The following is a 14,887-nucleotide window of genomic DNA, read 5'->3' as shown; positions in this document are numbered from 1 at the left end:
TACGGGCCTCATGCGCCCGTCCGAGTGACAGTTCATCGGAAGATCGACACGCCACGAGCGTCGGTCCACCACTTCACGACCCCCATACACATCATGAGGAAAGTACGCAAATCACCCAACCCGAAAGTGAGGGATCATGGCCAGGAACCAGGCAATGAAGCTGTGGACCGCCATCGTGACGCTCCTCCTCTCCGTGTGCACGGCGGCCGGATTCATCACGACGACCGCAGCCGCGGCCGTACCTCAGTCAGCGCCCGTCCGCAACGCCGGGGCCCCGGCCGTGACGGTTCAGGCGGCGCCCCTCGGGTCCGGGGCCCACGATCGGGGCCTGCCTCCGACGATGAAGCAGCGCATCCGGGCGGAGGCCCACGGTTCGTCCCCCTCCTGCCGTCATCGCCCGCCTCTGGACGCAACCGCGCCCGAGGTGACCGACTCCTCCGCCACAACAGGCACGACGACGGAAACCGGATCCACCAGCACGGTCGACTGCCTCACCGGCGCTCGATGACCGACAGGTGCCGCCCCGTACGTCAGAGGGTGCCAGCAGATCTACCCGAGCCGTGTAACGCGAGTTCGCCAGGCAGTTCGACGCGCGTGCCGCAGAAGCAGAACGGTGTCGCCTCGGCGGTGGCCGGCGCGTCCAGGTCGGTCGCGGGGATCTCCTGCAGTTCCAGAGAGAGTGGACACAATCCACCCAAGTCGCAGCGGTGCCAGTGACCTTCAGAGGACGCGGCTGAGCTGGAGCATCGCCTCGGCGTTCTTGACCAGGTCACGCTGCCTGGACTCGGGCAGCTGCCGGTAGAGCCGCAGCAACTGCGCTTCTCGTTCGTCGCAACTGGGGCCGGGTACCGACCGTCCGACGGAGGCGAAGAACTCCCGCGGTGTGGTCTTCACACCCCAGCGACGGAACACCTCCACCATCGCCTGCAGTTTCTCCCGGTCGATGCGGGACGTGCCACGGGTCCGGTTCACCCACGCGTTGAGCGTGGGGTACGAGATGCCTGCCTGCTCGGCCAGATCCTTCTGTGTCCGGCCCGGCGCGTGGGCAAGAAGGCGTTCCAACAGGGCAGCCAGGTCTTCACCCCCGTGGACGAAGTCCGCGCTGGAGCTGAGTTCGCCGGATGAATGAGGGCGTTTGGTCACGTTTGCGAGCATCGACCAACACCATCCGCTTGCGCAAGTAGGTCGCCGCTCGACGTCCGGCATTCCGGGAACGGGAGACATTCCTTGCTGCCCGCGGGCTACGGCGTACCCCTCAGGGCTCTCGCTCCACACGGGTTCTTGTCTTCAACCGCTATCTACATCTACGCGAAGATTGAATATAGACAGCACGGCCTCGCCCCCGAACCGGCTGACCGGCTGACCGGCTGACCGGCTGACCGGCTGACCGGCTGACGGGCTGACGGGCTGACGGGCTGACGGGCTGACGGGCCACGATCAGGCCCGCGCCACCACAGGGCCGTCGGCCGTATCCAGGGCCTCCTCGACGCCGCTTCCGGCGCCGTTCGACACGAGAGCCGACGGCCCCGTGCATCGTCCGGCGCCGCCCGCAGTCGTCGCCGGACGTGGGTGCCAACAAGGTCCGGACGCGGCAAGGGTCCGGACGTAACAAAGACCCCCAACCACGATTGATTGGGGGCCTTCATGATGTGGGGCTAACAGGATTTGAACCTGTGGCCTCATCCTTATCAGGGATGCGCTCTAACCAACTGAGCTATAGCCCCGCCGCGCTTTGCGGTGTACGTCCCGCGCGCTGACCTCTGAAGATTAGCGCACGACGCGGCCAGTCCCAAAATCGATAGTCGGCGGACGTTTGAGAGGCCGCCGACTCATGCCTACTCGTCCTCGGCCAGGGTCAGCTCGATGCCACCGACGAAGCCGGCGGAGAGGTTGTAGATGAACGCGCCGAGCGTGCCGAGCGCGGTGGCGAGGACGACGTCGATGACCGCGATGACCGACGTGAACATCAGGACGTGCGGCAGGGAGAGGTACGACTGCAGGTCGAAGCCGTTCGACTCGTTCGAGCCCGTTGCCTCGGAGATGGTGCCGCCGACCGTCGAGAAGACGCCCATCGCGTCCATGACCATCCACAGCACCGCGGCCGCGACGATCGTGCAGATGCCGAGGGCGATGGAGAGCAGGAAACTGACCTTCATCACCGACCACGGGTCGGCCTTGGCGACCCGCAGCCGTGCCTTGCGCGTCCGCGGCACCGTGCGTGCGCCGGTGCGCGGTCGGCGGACCGCGCCCGAAGGCGCCTGAGCCGGGTACGCCTGCGGCGGGTGGTACGGCTGAGCGGGCTGCGACGAGTGCCGCTCCCCCGGCAGCGGCGAACCGGGCAATGGTGAACCCGGCAGGGGCGCGCCCGGCAGGGACGAACCCTGCTGCGGCGGCCCCGCCACCGGCGAACCATGTGCCGGCGGCGCTCCTGCCGGGGCCTCCCCGCCCATGTAACTCTGGGCCTGCGGGCCTCGGGTGTCCGTCACAGTTCCCCCCTGGGATCCATGAGAATCATGGGAGTCAGTCGCATCCATGGCGGGGCCACGGCCGCCGTCCGTTTCCGTACCGGTCGATCCGGCGCCCGTGGCTCCGCTCACGATGACTCACTCCTCGCGCTACTCGGCCGAGGACGGCTCGCCCTCTTCCGTACCGACTGCCTCGACGCCTTCGGCGGACTCGTCCACGGCGTCCTCGCCGTCGACTTCCTCCGCCTCGCGACCGGCCTCGGCGTTACGAGCGATACCGACGACGGCATCGCGCTTGCCCAGATTGATCAGTTGAACGCCCATGGTGTCACGGCCCGTCTCCCTGACCTCGTTGACTCGCGTACGAATCACACCACCGGACAGCGTGATGGCGAGAATCTCATCGGTCTCCTCGACCACCAACGCGCCCACGAGAGACCCACGGTCCTCAACGATCTTGGCGGCCTTGATGCCCAGGCCACCGCGACCTTGGACGCGGTACTCGGCGACGTTGGTCCGCTTCGCGTACCCACCGTCTGTGGCAGTGAACACGAACGTACCGGGTCGAACAACATTCATCGAGAGCAGCTGGTCTCCCTCGCGGAAGCTCATGCCCTTGACACCCGAGGTGGCGCGGCCCATCGGTCGCAGCGCGTCGTCCGTCGCCGTGAACCTGATCGATTGTGCCTTCTTGCTGATCAGAAGCAGATCATCCTCGGCCGAGACGAGTTCGGCTCCGATCAGTTCGTCGTCGGAACCGTCCTCCGTTTCACGGAGATTGATCGCGATGACGCCGCCCGAACGCGGGGAATCGTAATCCTTAAGAGGCGTCTTCTTCACCAGACCCCCCTTGGTGGCCAGGATCAGATAAGGCGCCGCTTCGTAGTCACGGATCGCGAGGATCTGCGCGATCTGCTCATCCGGCTGGAAGGCCAGCAGGTTGGCGACGTGCTGGCCACGCGCGTCGCGGCCCGCGTCCGGAAGCTCGTACGCCTTCGCGCGGTAGACGCGGCCCTTGTTCGTGAAGAACAGCAGCCAGTGGTGCGTCGTCGACACGAAGAAGTGGTCGACGATGTCGTCCTGCTTCAGCTTCGTGCCGCGTACGCCCTTGCCGCCGCGCTTCTGCGAGCGGTAGTCCTCGGTCTTGGTGCGCTTGATGTAGCCGCCGCGCGTGATGGTGACGACGATGTCCTCTTCGGCGATCAGGTCCTCCATGGACATGTCGCCGTCGAAGGGAATCAGCTTGGAGCGGCGGTCGTCGCCGAACTTGTCGACGATCGCGGCGAGTTCCTCGCTGATGATCTGCCGCTGACGCACCGGCGAAGCAAGGATCGCGTTGTACTCGGTGATCTTCGCCTGGAGTTCGTCGTGCTCCTGGATGATCTTCTGGCGCTCCAGGGCGGCCAGTCGGCGCAGCTGCATCTCGAGGATGGCGTTGGCCTGGATCTCGTCGATCTCCAGGAGGCCCATCAGGCCCACGCGCGCGATCTCGACGGTGTCACTGCGCCGGATCAGCGCGATGACGTCGTCGATGGCGTCCAGGGCCTTCAGGAGGCCACGCAGGATGTGCGCGCGCTCCTCGGCCTTGCGCAGCCGGAACTTCGTACGGCGGACGATGACCTCGATCTGGTGCGTCACCCAGTGGCGGATGAACGCGTCGAGCGACAGGGTGCGCGGGACGCCGTCGACCAGCGCCAGCATGTTGGCGCTGAAGTTCGACTGCAGATCGGTGTGCTTGTAGAGGTTGTTCAGTACGACCTTGGCGACCGCGTCCCGCTTCAGGACGATGACCAGGCGCTGGCCCGTGCGCGAGGACGTCTCGTCACGGACGTCGGCGATGCCGCCGACCTTGCCGTCCTTGACGAGGTCGGCGATCTTCTGCGCGAGGTTGTCCGGGTTGACCTGGTAGGGGAGTTCGGTGACCACCAGACACTGGCGGTTCTGGATCTCCTCGACCTCGATGACCGCGCGCATCGTGATGGAGCCACGACCCGTGCGGTAGGCCTCCTCGATGCCTTTTCGGCCCACTACTAGGGCACCACTCGGGAAATCGGGCCCCTTGATGCGCTCGATCAGGGCGTCCAGGAGCTCCTCGTGTGAGGCCTCGGGGTTCTCCAGGTACCACTGGGCGCCGGCCGCGACCTCGCGGAGGTTGTGCGGCGGGATATTGGTCGCCATGCCGACCGCGATGCCCGCCGAGCCGTTGATCAGCAGGTTCGGGAAGCGGGCCGGCAGGACGGTCGGCTCCTGGGAGCGGCCGTCGTAGTTGTCCGTGAAGTCGACGGTCTCCTCGTCGATGTCACGGACCATCTCCATGGACAGCGTCATCAGCTTGCACTCGGTGTACCGCATGGCGGCGGCCGGGTCGTTGCCCGGGGAACCGAAGTTGCCGTTGGAGTCCACGAGCGGCATCCGCATCGACCACGGCTGCGCGAGGCGGACCAGCGCGTCGTAGATCGAGGAGTCACCGTGCGGGTGGTAGTTGCCCATGACGTCGCCGACGACGCGGGCGCACTTGTAGAAGCCCTTCTCGGGCCGGTAGCCGCCGTCGTACATGGCGTACAGGACGCGGCGGTGGACGGGCTTGAGACCGTCCCGTACGTCGGGCAGCGCGCGCGACACGATGACGGACATCGCGTAGTCGAGGTAGGAGCGCTGCATCTCGGTCTCGAGCCCGACGGGCTCGACGCGCTGGGCGATGGCGCCCTCTTCAGGCGTGCTGGGAGTGTTCTCGTCGGCCATTGCTGGTGAAGATCCTTCCTGGTGCGGTCAGCTGAGACCGACTCAGATGTCGAGGAAGCGGACGTCCTTGGCGTTGCGCTGGATGAACGCGCGGCGCGCCTCGACGTCCTCGCCCATGAGGACCGAGAACAGGTCGTCGGCCTGGGCGGCGTCGTCGAGGGTGACCTGGCCCAGGACGCGGTGTTCCTGGTCCATGGTCGTGATGCGCAGCTCCTCGGCGTTCATCTCGCCGAGACCCTTGAAGCGCTGGACCGAGTCCTCGCGGATGCGCTTGCCGGCCTGCTTGCCCAGCTCGATCAGCGCGTCACGCTCCCGGTCCGAGTAGGCGTACTCGAAGTCCTCGCGGCCCCACTTGATCTTGTAGAGCGGCGGACGCGAGAGGAACACGTGCCCGGCCTCGACCAGCGGCCGCATGAAGCGGAACAGGAACGTCAGCAGCAGGGTGTTGATGTGCTGGCCGTCGACGTCGGCGTCCGCCATCAGGATGATCTTGTGATAGCGGAGCTTCGCGATGTCGAAGTCCTCGTGGACCCCGGTACCGAAGGCCGAGATCAGCGCCTGGATCTCCTGGTTCTGCAGGATCTTGTCGATCCGCGACTTCTCGACGTTGAGGATCTTGCCTCGGATCGGAAGGATCGCCTGGTACTGCGGGTTGCGGCCCGACTTGGCCGAGCCTCCGGCGGAGTCACCCTCGACGATGAAGATCTCGCACTTGGTGGGGTCGTTCGACTGGCAGTCGGAGAGCTTGCCGGGCAGGGACGCCGACTCCAGCAGGCCCTTGCGGCGGGTGAGGTCACGCGCCTTGCGGGCCGCCACGCGCGCGGTGGCCGCCTGGATGGACTTGCGGATGATGTCCGAAGCCTCGTTCGGATTGCGGTCCAGCCAGTCCGTCAGACGCTCGTGCACGACCTTCTGTACGAAGGTCTTCGCCTCGGTGTTGCCCAGCTTGGTCTTGGTCTGGCCCTCGAACTGCGGCTCGCCGAGCTTGACCGAGATGATCGCGGTCAGACCCTCGCGGATGTCGTCACCCGTGAGGTTGTCGTCCTTCTCGCGCAGCAGCTTCTTGTCGCGCGCGTACCGGTTGATCAGACCGGTCAGAGCGGCCCGGAAGCCCTCTTCGTGCGTGCCGCCCTCGTGCGTGTGGATGGTGTTGGCGAAGGAGTACACACCCTCGCTGTAGCCGCTGTTCCACTGCATCGCGACCTCGAGGGAGAGCAGGCGCTCCTTGTCCTCGGCCTCGATGTCGATCACGGTGTCGTGGACGACCTCTCCCTTGCGGGAGTTCAGGTACTTCACGAAGTCGACGATGCCGCCCGCGTAGTGGTACGTGACGGACTTGACCTCGGCGATCTCGTCCGCCCCCGCCTCGTCCGCACCGGCCGTGGCCTTCGCCGACTCGCGCTCGTCAGTGAGTTTGATGGTCAAACCCTTGTTGAGGAACGCCATCTCCTGGAGGCGCCGCGACAGCGTCTCGAAGGAGTAGTCGGTGGTCTCGAAGATGTCCGGGTCGGCCCAGAACGTGACCGTCGTACCGGTCTTGTCCGTCTCTTCGTTACGCGCCAGCGGTGCGGTGGGGACGCCCAGCTTGTAGTCCTGCGTCCAGCGGTAGCCGTCGGTCTTGACCTCGACGGCGACCTTCGTGGACAGCGCGTTGACGACGGAGACGCCCACGCCGTGCAGACCGCCGGAGACCGCGTAGCCGCCGCCGCCGAACTTGCCGCCCGCGTGCAGCACGGTCAGCACGACCTCGACGGCGGGCTTGCCCTCGGACGGGACGATGCCCACCGGGATGCCGCGGCCGTTGTCGATGACTCGCACGCCGCCATCGGCCAGGATCGTCACGTCGATGGTGTCCGCGTGACCGGCCAGCGCCTCGTCGACGGAGTTGTCCACGACCTCCTGCACCAGGTGGTGCAGGCCGCGCTCACCGGTCGAGCCGATGTACATACCGGGTCGCTTGCGGACCGCGTCCAGACCCTCGAGGACGGTGATGGCGTTGGCGTCGTACGAGGCGGAGACCTCGCCGTTCGAGGAGATTGCCTCGCCGTTCGCGCCTGCGTCGGTGGACGGGATGTTCTCGTTGGGGTTGCCGGAATCGGCCACGAAGCGCCCTTTCTGGCACAGCACAAGCCAAACTCCTGGCGGGTGGCCGGAGAGGCTGCGGCGTGTTGCGTTGGTAAGCCCTAGTCAGCGTTGCTCGGTGTGTCCCACGGGTGGGGCGGGATTAGCTTCCAGTCTACCGGTAGCGCCGACAGTGATGGGGGTTTGCCGGTACCTGAGTCCGCATGTGCCGCCCTGAACCGGTCTCTGCCGACTCCCCATATGCGGACCCGGGCTCAAAGAGGCTTACAGCGGCACTCAGCGCTTCCGGGTGTCAACCCTTGGCTACTGCCGAGTCAGGTCGGTGTTCGCAACCGCATCCGGTCAACCACGGCCGACGGTTCCAGCCTGTGCCGATCACCCGTAGGTGTCGCCGGGGCCCTTGCTTCCGGGGGCGCGCAGAGGACCGAAGCGGCGGGGGGGACCCCCGGGGCCCTGCACCTTGATCAGCCGCACCGTGCCGTGCCCGAGGTCCTGATTCAGCCGTTTCACCAACTCCGGGGCGAGCAGCCGCAACTGCGTCGCCCAGGCGGTCGAGTCGCACTGCACGGTCAGCACCCGCTCGGCCGGGTCGTCGTCGTACCGCAGCGGAACACAGTGCTTTGCCAGGTCGTCGCCGACGATTTCCGGCCAGCGCCCCATCACACCGCCCACCGCGGCCGGGGTCTCCCAGCCGCGCTCGGTGAGCAGCCGGTTGATGGCGGCACCGAGCGCCATGGGGTCGCGCCCATCGGCGCGCGCGCCGGAGCGCAGTCCGCCACCGCGCCGCGCCTGCTTCTTCTGCTGAGCGGCGTCCCCACGCGCGCGTGCCTGTTCCTTGGCGGCACGCAGGGCCACCCGCGCGAGGTCGACGCCGGACGGCTCGGGCACCTTGGGTGCCGCTCCCGGGTCGGGTGTGTTCTCCGTCATACGCGCTCCACCCCGCCCTCGGACACGGAGTACCGCGTCCCCGCCAGTACGCCGGGTACGTCGTCGTCGACCGCGGCGGTCACCAGCACCTGCTCGCCCGGAGCGACGAGTTCCGCGAGCCGTTCCCTCCTGCGGGTGTCCAGCTCGGCGAACACGTCGTCCAGAACCAGCACCGGCTCGTTTCCCTCGGACCTGAGCAGGTCGTACGAGGCCAGGCGGAGCGCCAGCGCGTACGACCAGGACTCACCGTGTGACGCATATCCCTTCGCGGGCAGCTGGCCGAGCCTGAGCAGCAGTTCGTCCCGGTGAGGGCCCACCAGGGTGACACCCCGCTCGATCTCCTGCTTGCGGGACTCCAGGAGGGCGGCCATGAGCTGCTCGTACAGCTCCTCGCGCGCGTGGCCGACGATTTCGGGCGACGAGGGCTTGTACTCCAGCGCGATCGGGCCGCCGCCGGGCGCCAGCTGCTCGTACGCCTTGTCGGACAGCGGCTGGATCGCGGAGACCAGGTCGAGCCGCTGGGCGAGCAGCTCGGCGCCCACCCGCGCGAGGTGCTGGTCCCAGACGTCGAGGGTGGACAGGTCCATGGTGCGGCCGCCGTGCCGCCGGGCCAGTGCGGCCGACTTCAGGAGCGTGTTGCGCTGCCTGAGGACCCGGTCGTAGTCGGAGCGGACGCCCGCCATCCGCGGGGAGCGGGCGGTGATCAGCTCGTCGAGGAAGCGGCGCCGCTCGCCGGGGTCGCCCTTGACGAGGGCGAGATCCTCGGGAGCGAACAGCACCGTACGTACGATGCCCAGCACGTCACGGGGTCTGACCTGCGAGGACCTGTTGATGCGGGCACGATTCGCCTTGCCGGGGTTCAGCTCCAGCTCGATGAGCTGCTGGCGCTCGCCCTGACGGACATTGGCCCGGATGATCGCGCGGTCGGCGCCCATGCGCACCAGCGGGGCGTCGGAGGAGACGCGATGACTGCCGAGGGTCGCGAGGTAGCCGACCGCCTCGACCAGGTTCGTCTTGCCCTGTCCGTTGGGGCCCACGAACGCGGTGACGCCCGGGTCGAGCGGGACCTCGACCCGGGCGTAGGAACGGAAGTCGGCCAGCGACAGATGCGTGACGTGCATGGTCGTTCGCCGACCTCCCCCAGGTTGTGGATCTGTGGATTACTTCTTCTCGACCGCGTGGCCGCCGAACTGGTTGCGCAGTGCCGCGACCATCTTCATCTGCGGCGAGTCGTCCTGGCGGGACGCGAAGCGGGCGAAGAGCGAGGCGGTGATCGCGGGCAGCGGGACGGCGTGGTCGATGGCCGCCTCGACGGTCCAGCGGCCCTCGCCGGAGTCCTCGGCGAAGCCGCGGAGCTTGTCGAGGTGTTCGTCGCTGTCGAGGGCGTTGACGGCGAGGTCGAGCAGCCAGGAGCGGATGACGGTGCCTTCCTGCCAGGAGCGGAAGACCTCGCGTACGTCGGTGACGGAGTCGACCTTCTCCAGGAGTTCCCAGCCCTCGGCGTAGGCCTGCATCATGGCGTACTCGATGCCGTTGTGGACCATCTTGGAGAAGTGACCGGCGCCGACCTTGCCGGCGTGGACGAAGCCGAAGTCGCCCTCGGGCTTGAGGGCGTCGAAGACCGGCTGGACCTTGGCGATGTTCTCGGCGTCGCCGCCGACCATCAGTGCGTAGCCGTTCTCCAGGCCCCACACGCCGCCGGAGACGCCCGCGTCGACGAAGCCAATGCCCTTGATGCCGAGTTCGACGGCGTGCTTCTCGTCGTCCGTCCAGCGGGAGTTGCCGCCGTCCACGACGACGTCACCGGGCTTCAGGAGGGCGGCCAGCTCGTCGATGGTGGACTGGGTCGCGGCACCCGCCGGGACCATCACCCACACCACCCGCGGGCCCTTGAGCTTGCCCACAAGCTCTTCCAGGCTGTGGACATCGGCGAGGTCCGGGTTGCGGTCGTATCCGAGGACGGTGTGGCCTGCGCGGCGGATCCGCTCGCGCATGTTGCCGCCCATCTTGCCGAGGCCGACGAGACCGAGCTCCATCAGTTGTTCCTTAGGTTTGCGACGTGGCGTGAAGGCACTCTCGTACCTACGTCCGAGCCTAAACCCGGACGCTCACGCACATCTGTGGGCATACGCGCTCAGACGTACGCCCCACCTGCGGCTTCGGCGGCCGGGTGGGCCGGCCGCCACGCGTCAGCCGCTGAGGCGCACCGGCATGATCAGGTACTTGTAGGCCTCGTCCGCCTCCGCGTCCAGGGCGGGCTTGCCGCTCAGCAGCGCGGGCTTCGTGGACGTCGTGAAGGAGAGCTGGGCGACCGGCGAGTCGATGGCGCTCAGGCCGTCGAGCAGGAACGTCGGGTTGAAGGCGATCGAGACGTCGTCCCCCTCCAACTGGGCGTCGACCCTCTCCACAGCCTGTGCGTCGTCACTGGAGCCCGCCTCCAGGATCAGCACGCCCTGCTCGAAGCTCAGCCGCACCGGGGTGTTCCGCTCGGCGACCAGGGCCACGCGCTTGACGGCCTCCACGAAGGGGGCGGTCTCGATGACGGCGATCGAGTTGAACTCCGTCGGGAACAGCGAGCGGTACTTCGGGAGGTCACCTTCGAGCAGCCGGGTGGTCGTACGCCGCCCCGCGCCCTCGAAACCGATCAGGCCCTCGCCGGCCCCGGAGCCGGACAGCGCCAGGATCACGCTGTCGCCGCTCGTAAGGGCCTTGGCGGTGTCCAGGAGCGTCTTGGCGGGCACCAGGGCCACCGCGGACGCCTCGGGGTCCTCCGGCTTCCACAGGAACTCACGGACCGCGAAGCGGTAGCGGTCGGTCGAGGCGAGGGTGACCGTGTCGCCCTCGATCTCGATGCGGACGCCGGTCAGGACGGGCAGCGTGTCGTCGCGCCCGGCCGCGATGGCCACCTGAGCGGCCGCCGAGGCGAAGACCTCGCCCGGGACGGTGCCGGTCGCGGACGGCATCTGCGGCAGCGCCGGGTACTCCTCCACAGGCAGGGTGTGGAGTGTGAACCGCGAGGAGCCGCAGACCACGCTCGCCCGTGCACCGTCTGTGGAAATCTCCACCGGCCGGTTGGGGAGGGCACGGCAGATGTCGGCGAGCAGGCGGCCGGAGACGAGCACCGTGCCTTCCTCGTCGATCTCGGCGTCCACCGAGACCCGTGCCGAGACCTCGTAGTCGAAGCTGGAGAGGCTCAGAGCGCCCTCCTCGGCCTTCAGGAGCAGGCCGGCGAGCACAGGAGCCGGCGGACGGGCCGGGAGGCTGCGTGCCGCCCAGGCCACTGCCTCCGCGAGTACGTCGCGTTCCACCCGGATCTTCACCGTTGCCGCCTCCGTCTGTTGCCGGCGCTCTCGCCCTGCTGGCCTTCGTCGTCTGACTCGGTGTCGTTCGGCCCAGGGATGGGCAGGACACCGGGGACCAGTCTGACGCACAGCACTGACAGTCGGTGCCCCTCAGGGTCAAGTCGTTCCGAGCGGCACCAGAGGCTCCGAGGGTGAGTTGTGCACAGCCCCCACTTCGAATCGACTCTCAAGCTCTCTCTAGTTGGTCTTAGTAGTAGGGCCTGTGGAAACCGTGGATAACCCCGTTTTCGCAGCTCAGAGGCGATTTTTTGTCCACCGACCCTGTGGGCGGGAGCGGTGGAAAACCACGCTCCTCTGTGGACGGCGAAAAGTTCTGCACACTCGATGCACAGGCAGAGGTCACTTCTCCCCAGCGCCGTCCCCAGATTTACCCACGTTCCCCACAGGCCAACCGGACACCTTGGTGTGACGCCTTTCACTCGACACGGTGAGAGGGCGCGTCGAGTTGCCGAACAGTGGACAGAGGTGTGGAGAAGTTGGTGATCGCTGGGGACAACCAGGCCCAGCCTGTGGGCCGACGGTGGACAACCTCGCGAACACCCTGTGGATCTTTTCTTCGTCCACAGCCTGTGGAGAGTCTTCGTCCACCAATCCACAAGCAGGTGACCTGGTCTGATCGTCTTCCACCAGTGCGGCCTGTGGACACGATCTGGACAACTTCCCAGTCCCCAGGGTGTGGACACCGGAAAGTCACCGAATCTGTGGAGGGTGGCCGTAACCCGGCTCGTAATCGAACACAGGATGACCGCCGGTCTACGAAGGGCGTCCTCCCTAGACGTACAAAAACGTCGCCGAGGCCCTCGGCGCGGGTACGAAAACGTCTCGGACCGGCCTCCGTGGGCGTACGACAACGTCTCTGGGCAGCCTCCGTAGACGTACGAGAACCTCGGCAGGCGCCGTCGGCACACGCACGAGAACGGCGAAAGGCGCCCTCGGGAAGGTGTCCCGGGGCGCCCTCAGCGACGTACGACGGTCTCTGTCGCCGTCTCTGTCAGCCGTTCTTGATGCGGTTCGTGAGCTCGGTGACCTGGTTGTAGATGGAGCGGCGCTCGGCCATCAGCGCGCGGATCTTGCGGTCGGCGTGCATCACGGTCGTGTGGTCGCGGCCGCCGAACTGCGCGCCGATCTTCGGCAGTGAGAGGTCGGTGAGCTCGCGGCAGAGGTACATGGCGATCTGGCGTGCCGTCACCAGGACGCGGCTGCGCGAAGAGCCGCACAGGTCGTCCACGGTGAGCCCGAAATAGTCGGCGGTGGCCGCCATGATGGCCGGCGCGGTGATCTCCGGGGACGAGTCCTCGCCGCCGGGGATCAGGTCCTTGAGGACGATCTCCGTCAGACCGAGGTCCACCGGCTGCCGGTTGAGCGACGCGAACGCCGTCACCCGGATCAGCGCGCCCTCCAGCTCGCGGATGTTCCGCGAGATGCGAGACGCGATGAACTCCAGCACCTCCGGCGGGGCGTTGAGCTGCTCCTGCACCGCCTTCTTACGAAGGATGGCGATTCGGGTCTCCAGCTCGGGCGGCTGGACGTCCGTGATCAGACCCCACTCGAAACGGTTCCGCAGCCGGTCCTCCAGAGTGACCAGCTGCTTGGGCGGCCGGTCACTGGAGAGCACGATCTGCTTGTTCGCGTTGTGGAGCGTGTTGAACGTGTGGAAGAACTCCTCCTGCGTCGACTCCTTGTCCGCCAGAAACTGGATGTCGTCGACGAGCAGGATGTCCATCTCGCGGTACCGCTTGCGGAAGCTGTCGCCCTTGCCGTCGCGGATGGAGTTGATGAACTCGTTGGTGAACTCCTCCGAGCTCACGTACCGCACCCGTGTGCCCGGGTACAGGCTGCGCGCGTAGTGCCCGATCGCGTGCAGCAGGTGCGTCTTGCCGAGGCCGGACTCCCCGTAGATGAAGAGCGGGTTGTATGCCTTCGCCGGTGCCTCGGCGACGGCGACCGCGGCGGCGTGCGCGAAGCGGTTCGAGGCGCCGATGACGAAGGTGTCGAAGAGGTACTTCGGGTTGAGGCGTGCGGTGGGCTCGCCCGGACCGCTCGCCGGTGCGGGCTGCGCGGCCAGTGGGCCCGGGGCGCCGCTGGAGGAGGGCAGCGAGGGGCCGCCGCGGTGCATGTGGCCGCTGCCGGAGGTCGGGTCCTGAAGATCGCGGCGGTCGGGACGCTGGTCGTAGTCGGAGCGCTGCTGGTCGTAGTCAGGGCGCTGCTGCTCGTAGGGCGGGCGGTCCATGGACTGCGGCCGGTAGTCCTGCGAGGGCGAGGCATAGGGGTCGCGCTCCGGGAAGCCGAGGCGCTGCTGCTGCCAGCCGTAGTCGTCCTGGTGCCGCGGCCAGCCGCCCGGCTCGGGCCGCTGGTAGTCGGGGTAGGCGGGGCGGGCGCTCGGGAGCTGGTCGCCGGGGGCCCCGGGGAGCTGGTCGGAGCGGCCGGACCTGTGGTCGTCGGCGCGGTGCCGGCCGTACCCCTCGTATCCGTCGCGGCGCTGTCCGTCGTACGGATTCCGGTCGTCGCGTGCCTGGGGGTCGTACGGGTTTCGCTCGCTGTCGTACGGGGGGCGCTCGTCGCGCTTCTGGTTGTCGTACGGGCTTCGGTCGTCGCGGGTCTGGTTGTCGTACGAGTCGCGGCCCTGGCCCTGGCCCGAGGGGGGCTCGGAGCCCTCGTACCGGGCGGGCGCAGGGGGTTCGCCGGCGGAGTCGTCGACGGTGATGGCGATGCGGATCGGGCGTCCGCACTCGCGGCTCAGGGTCTCGCTGACGATCGGCGCGAGACGGCCTTCGAGTACGCCCTTCGCGAACTCGTTCGGGACCGCGAGGAGTGCGGTGTCCGCGACCAGTGCCAAGGGCTGGCAGCGCTTGATCCAGTGCTCGTCCTTCGCCTCGACACCCTGACCGCGGCCCTCGCCGAGAAGTTGCTCCATTACTCGTGGCCACACTGCGGCAAGATCGGCAGGTACGTCAGCCACAGGGCACGCTCTCTCATGGGTCCCACGAACGTGTGGTTCTGGGAGCAGGTTGGGAAGATCACTCGGGTGGGGCGGCGGGAACAAAGCTGCTGGAGCGGTGGGGACAAAGCCGCTGGGGCGGTGAGAAGAGAACGAATCGGAGTTTGGCCACGGTAGTCAGGGCGACCGCTGCGGTTCAAGTTGTTGTCCCCAGCCTGTGGATAGTGTCTCCTGGCAGATGCTGGTTTGACCGGATGGCGTAGCCGCGCGTACCGTGACCAGGTCGAGTTGTCGATGGCTGCTGCCGCCTGCCTCCGATGGGCACAGGTCACTTCGAGTGATCGGGAAGCGGTGCACTCGGGCGTATACGA

General features: G+C 67.4%; 10 protein-coding genes and 1 tRNA gene. 1 reads left to right on the top strand and 10 read right to left on the bottom strand.

What is annotated here, in order from left to right; genetic code table 11:
- The first annotated feature begins 136 nt into the window (after positions 1 to 136).
- Complete coding sequence (locus ACIPC1_RS14130; RefSeq protein ID WP_384377230.1) at positions 137 to 508, top strand: DUF6344 domain-containing protein; 372 nt, start codon at positions 137 to 139, stop codon at positions 506 to 508.
- A 212-nt stretch (positions 509 to 720) separates the two neighbouring features.
- Here ACIPC1_RS14130 and ACIPC1_RS14125 read toward each other — a convergent pair whose 3' ends face one another.
- From ACIPC1_RS14125 to dnaA, 10 genes are all read right to left on the bottom strand, one after another.
- Positions 721 to 1,143 (bottom strand): helix-turn-helix domain-containing protein, encoded by a 423-nt coding sequence (locus tag ACIPC1_RS14125; protein WP_402516610.1) that lies wholly within the window; start codon positions 1,141 to 1,143, stop codon positions 721 to 723.
- A gap of 507 nt (positions 1,144 to 1,650) precedes the next feature.
- Positions 1,651 to 1,724: transfer RNA gene (locus tag ACIPC1_RS14120), tRNA-Ile, on the bottom strand.
- Between the two features lie 111 nt (positions 1,725 to 1,835).
- On the bottom strand, positions 1,836 to 2,597 hold the full coding sequence (locus ACIPC1_RS14115; RefSeq protein WP_402516608.1) for a DUF3566 domain-containing protein: 762 nt from the start codon (positions 2,595 to 2,597) through the stop codon (positions 1,836 to 1,838).
- Positions 2,598 to 2,615: 18 nt separating this feature from the next.
- Positions 2,616 to 5,207, bottom strand: a complete 2,592-nt coding sequence (gyrA, locus tag ACIPC1_RS14110) for a DNA gyrase subunit A (protein ID WP_402516605.1) — start codon at positions 5,205 to 5,207, stop codon at positions 2,616 to 2,618.
- A gap of 42 nt (positions 5,208 to 5,249) precedes the next feature.
- On the bottom strand, positions 5,250 to 7,334 hold the full coding sequence (gene gyrB / locus ACIPC1_RS14105; RefSeq protein WP_384377215.1) for a DNA topoisomerase (ATP-hydrolyzing) subunit B: 2,085 nt from the start codon (positions 7,332 to 7,334) through the stop codon (positions 5,250 to 5,252).
- 330 nt (positions 7,335 to 7,664) lie between these two features.
- Positions 7,665 to 8,216, bottom strand: coding sequence for a DUF721 domain-containing protein (locus ACIPC1_RS14100; RefSeq protein WP_384377212.1), 552 nt, complete (start codon positions 8,214 to 8,216; stop codon positions 7,665 to 7,667).
- Positions 8,213 to 9,337: a DNA replication/repair protein RecF gene (gene recF, locus ACIPC1_RS14095; protein ID WP_402516603.1), complete on the bottom strand. Its 1,125-nt coding sequence runs from the start codon at positions 9,335 to 9,337 to the stop codon at positions 8,213 to 8,215. Before recF ends, ACIPC1_RS14100 begins: the two co-directional genes overlap by 4 nt.
- Positions 9,338 to 9,376: 39 nt before the next feature.
- Entirely contained in the window at positions 9,377 to 10,252 is an 876-nt protein-coding gene (gnd, locus tag ACIPC1_RS14090) for a phosphogluconate dehydrogenase (NAD(+)-dependent, decarboxylating) (RefSeq protein WP_402516600.1), read from the bottom strand.
- 153 nt (positions 10,253 to 10,405) lie between these two features.
- The gene (gene dnaN, locus ACIPC1_RS14085) at positions 10,406 to 11,536 is read right to left on the bottom strand and encodes a DNA polymerase III subunit beta (protein WP_385730559.1); all 1,131 of its coding nucleotides are present in this window, start codon (positions 11,534 to 11,536) and stop codon (positions 10,406 to 10,408) included.
- A 1,033-nt stretch (positions 11,537 to 12,569) separates the two neighbouring features.
- Positions 12,570 to 14,537, bottom strand: coding sequence for a chromosomal replication initiator protein DnaA (dnaA, locus tag ACIPC1_RS14080; RefSeq protein WP_402516598.1), 1,968 nt, complete (start codon positions 14,535 to 14,537; stop codon positions 12,570 to 12,572).
- Between the last annotated feature and the right edge of the window lie 350 nt (positions 14,538 to 14,887).

It is taken from the genome of Streptomyces sp. NPDC087263 (genome assembly GCF_044744645.1).
Classification (GTDB): Bacteria; Actinomycetota; Actinomycetes; order Streptomycetales; family Streptomycetaceae; genus Streptomyces.
The sequence above is the reverse complement of the archived record's forward strand: the minus strand, read 5'-3'. Positions and strand labels throughout refer to the sequence as shown.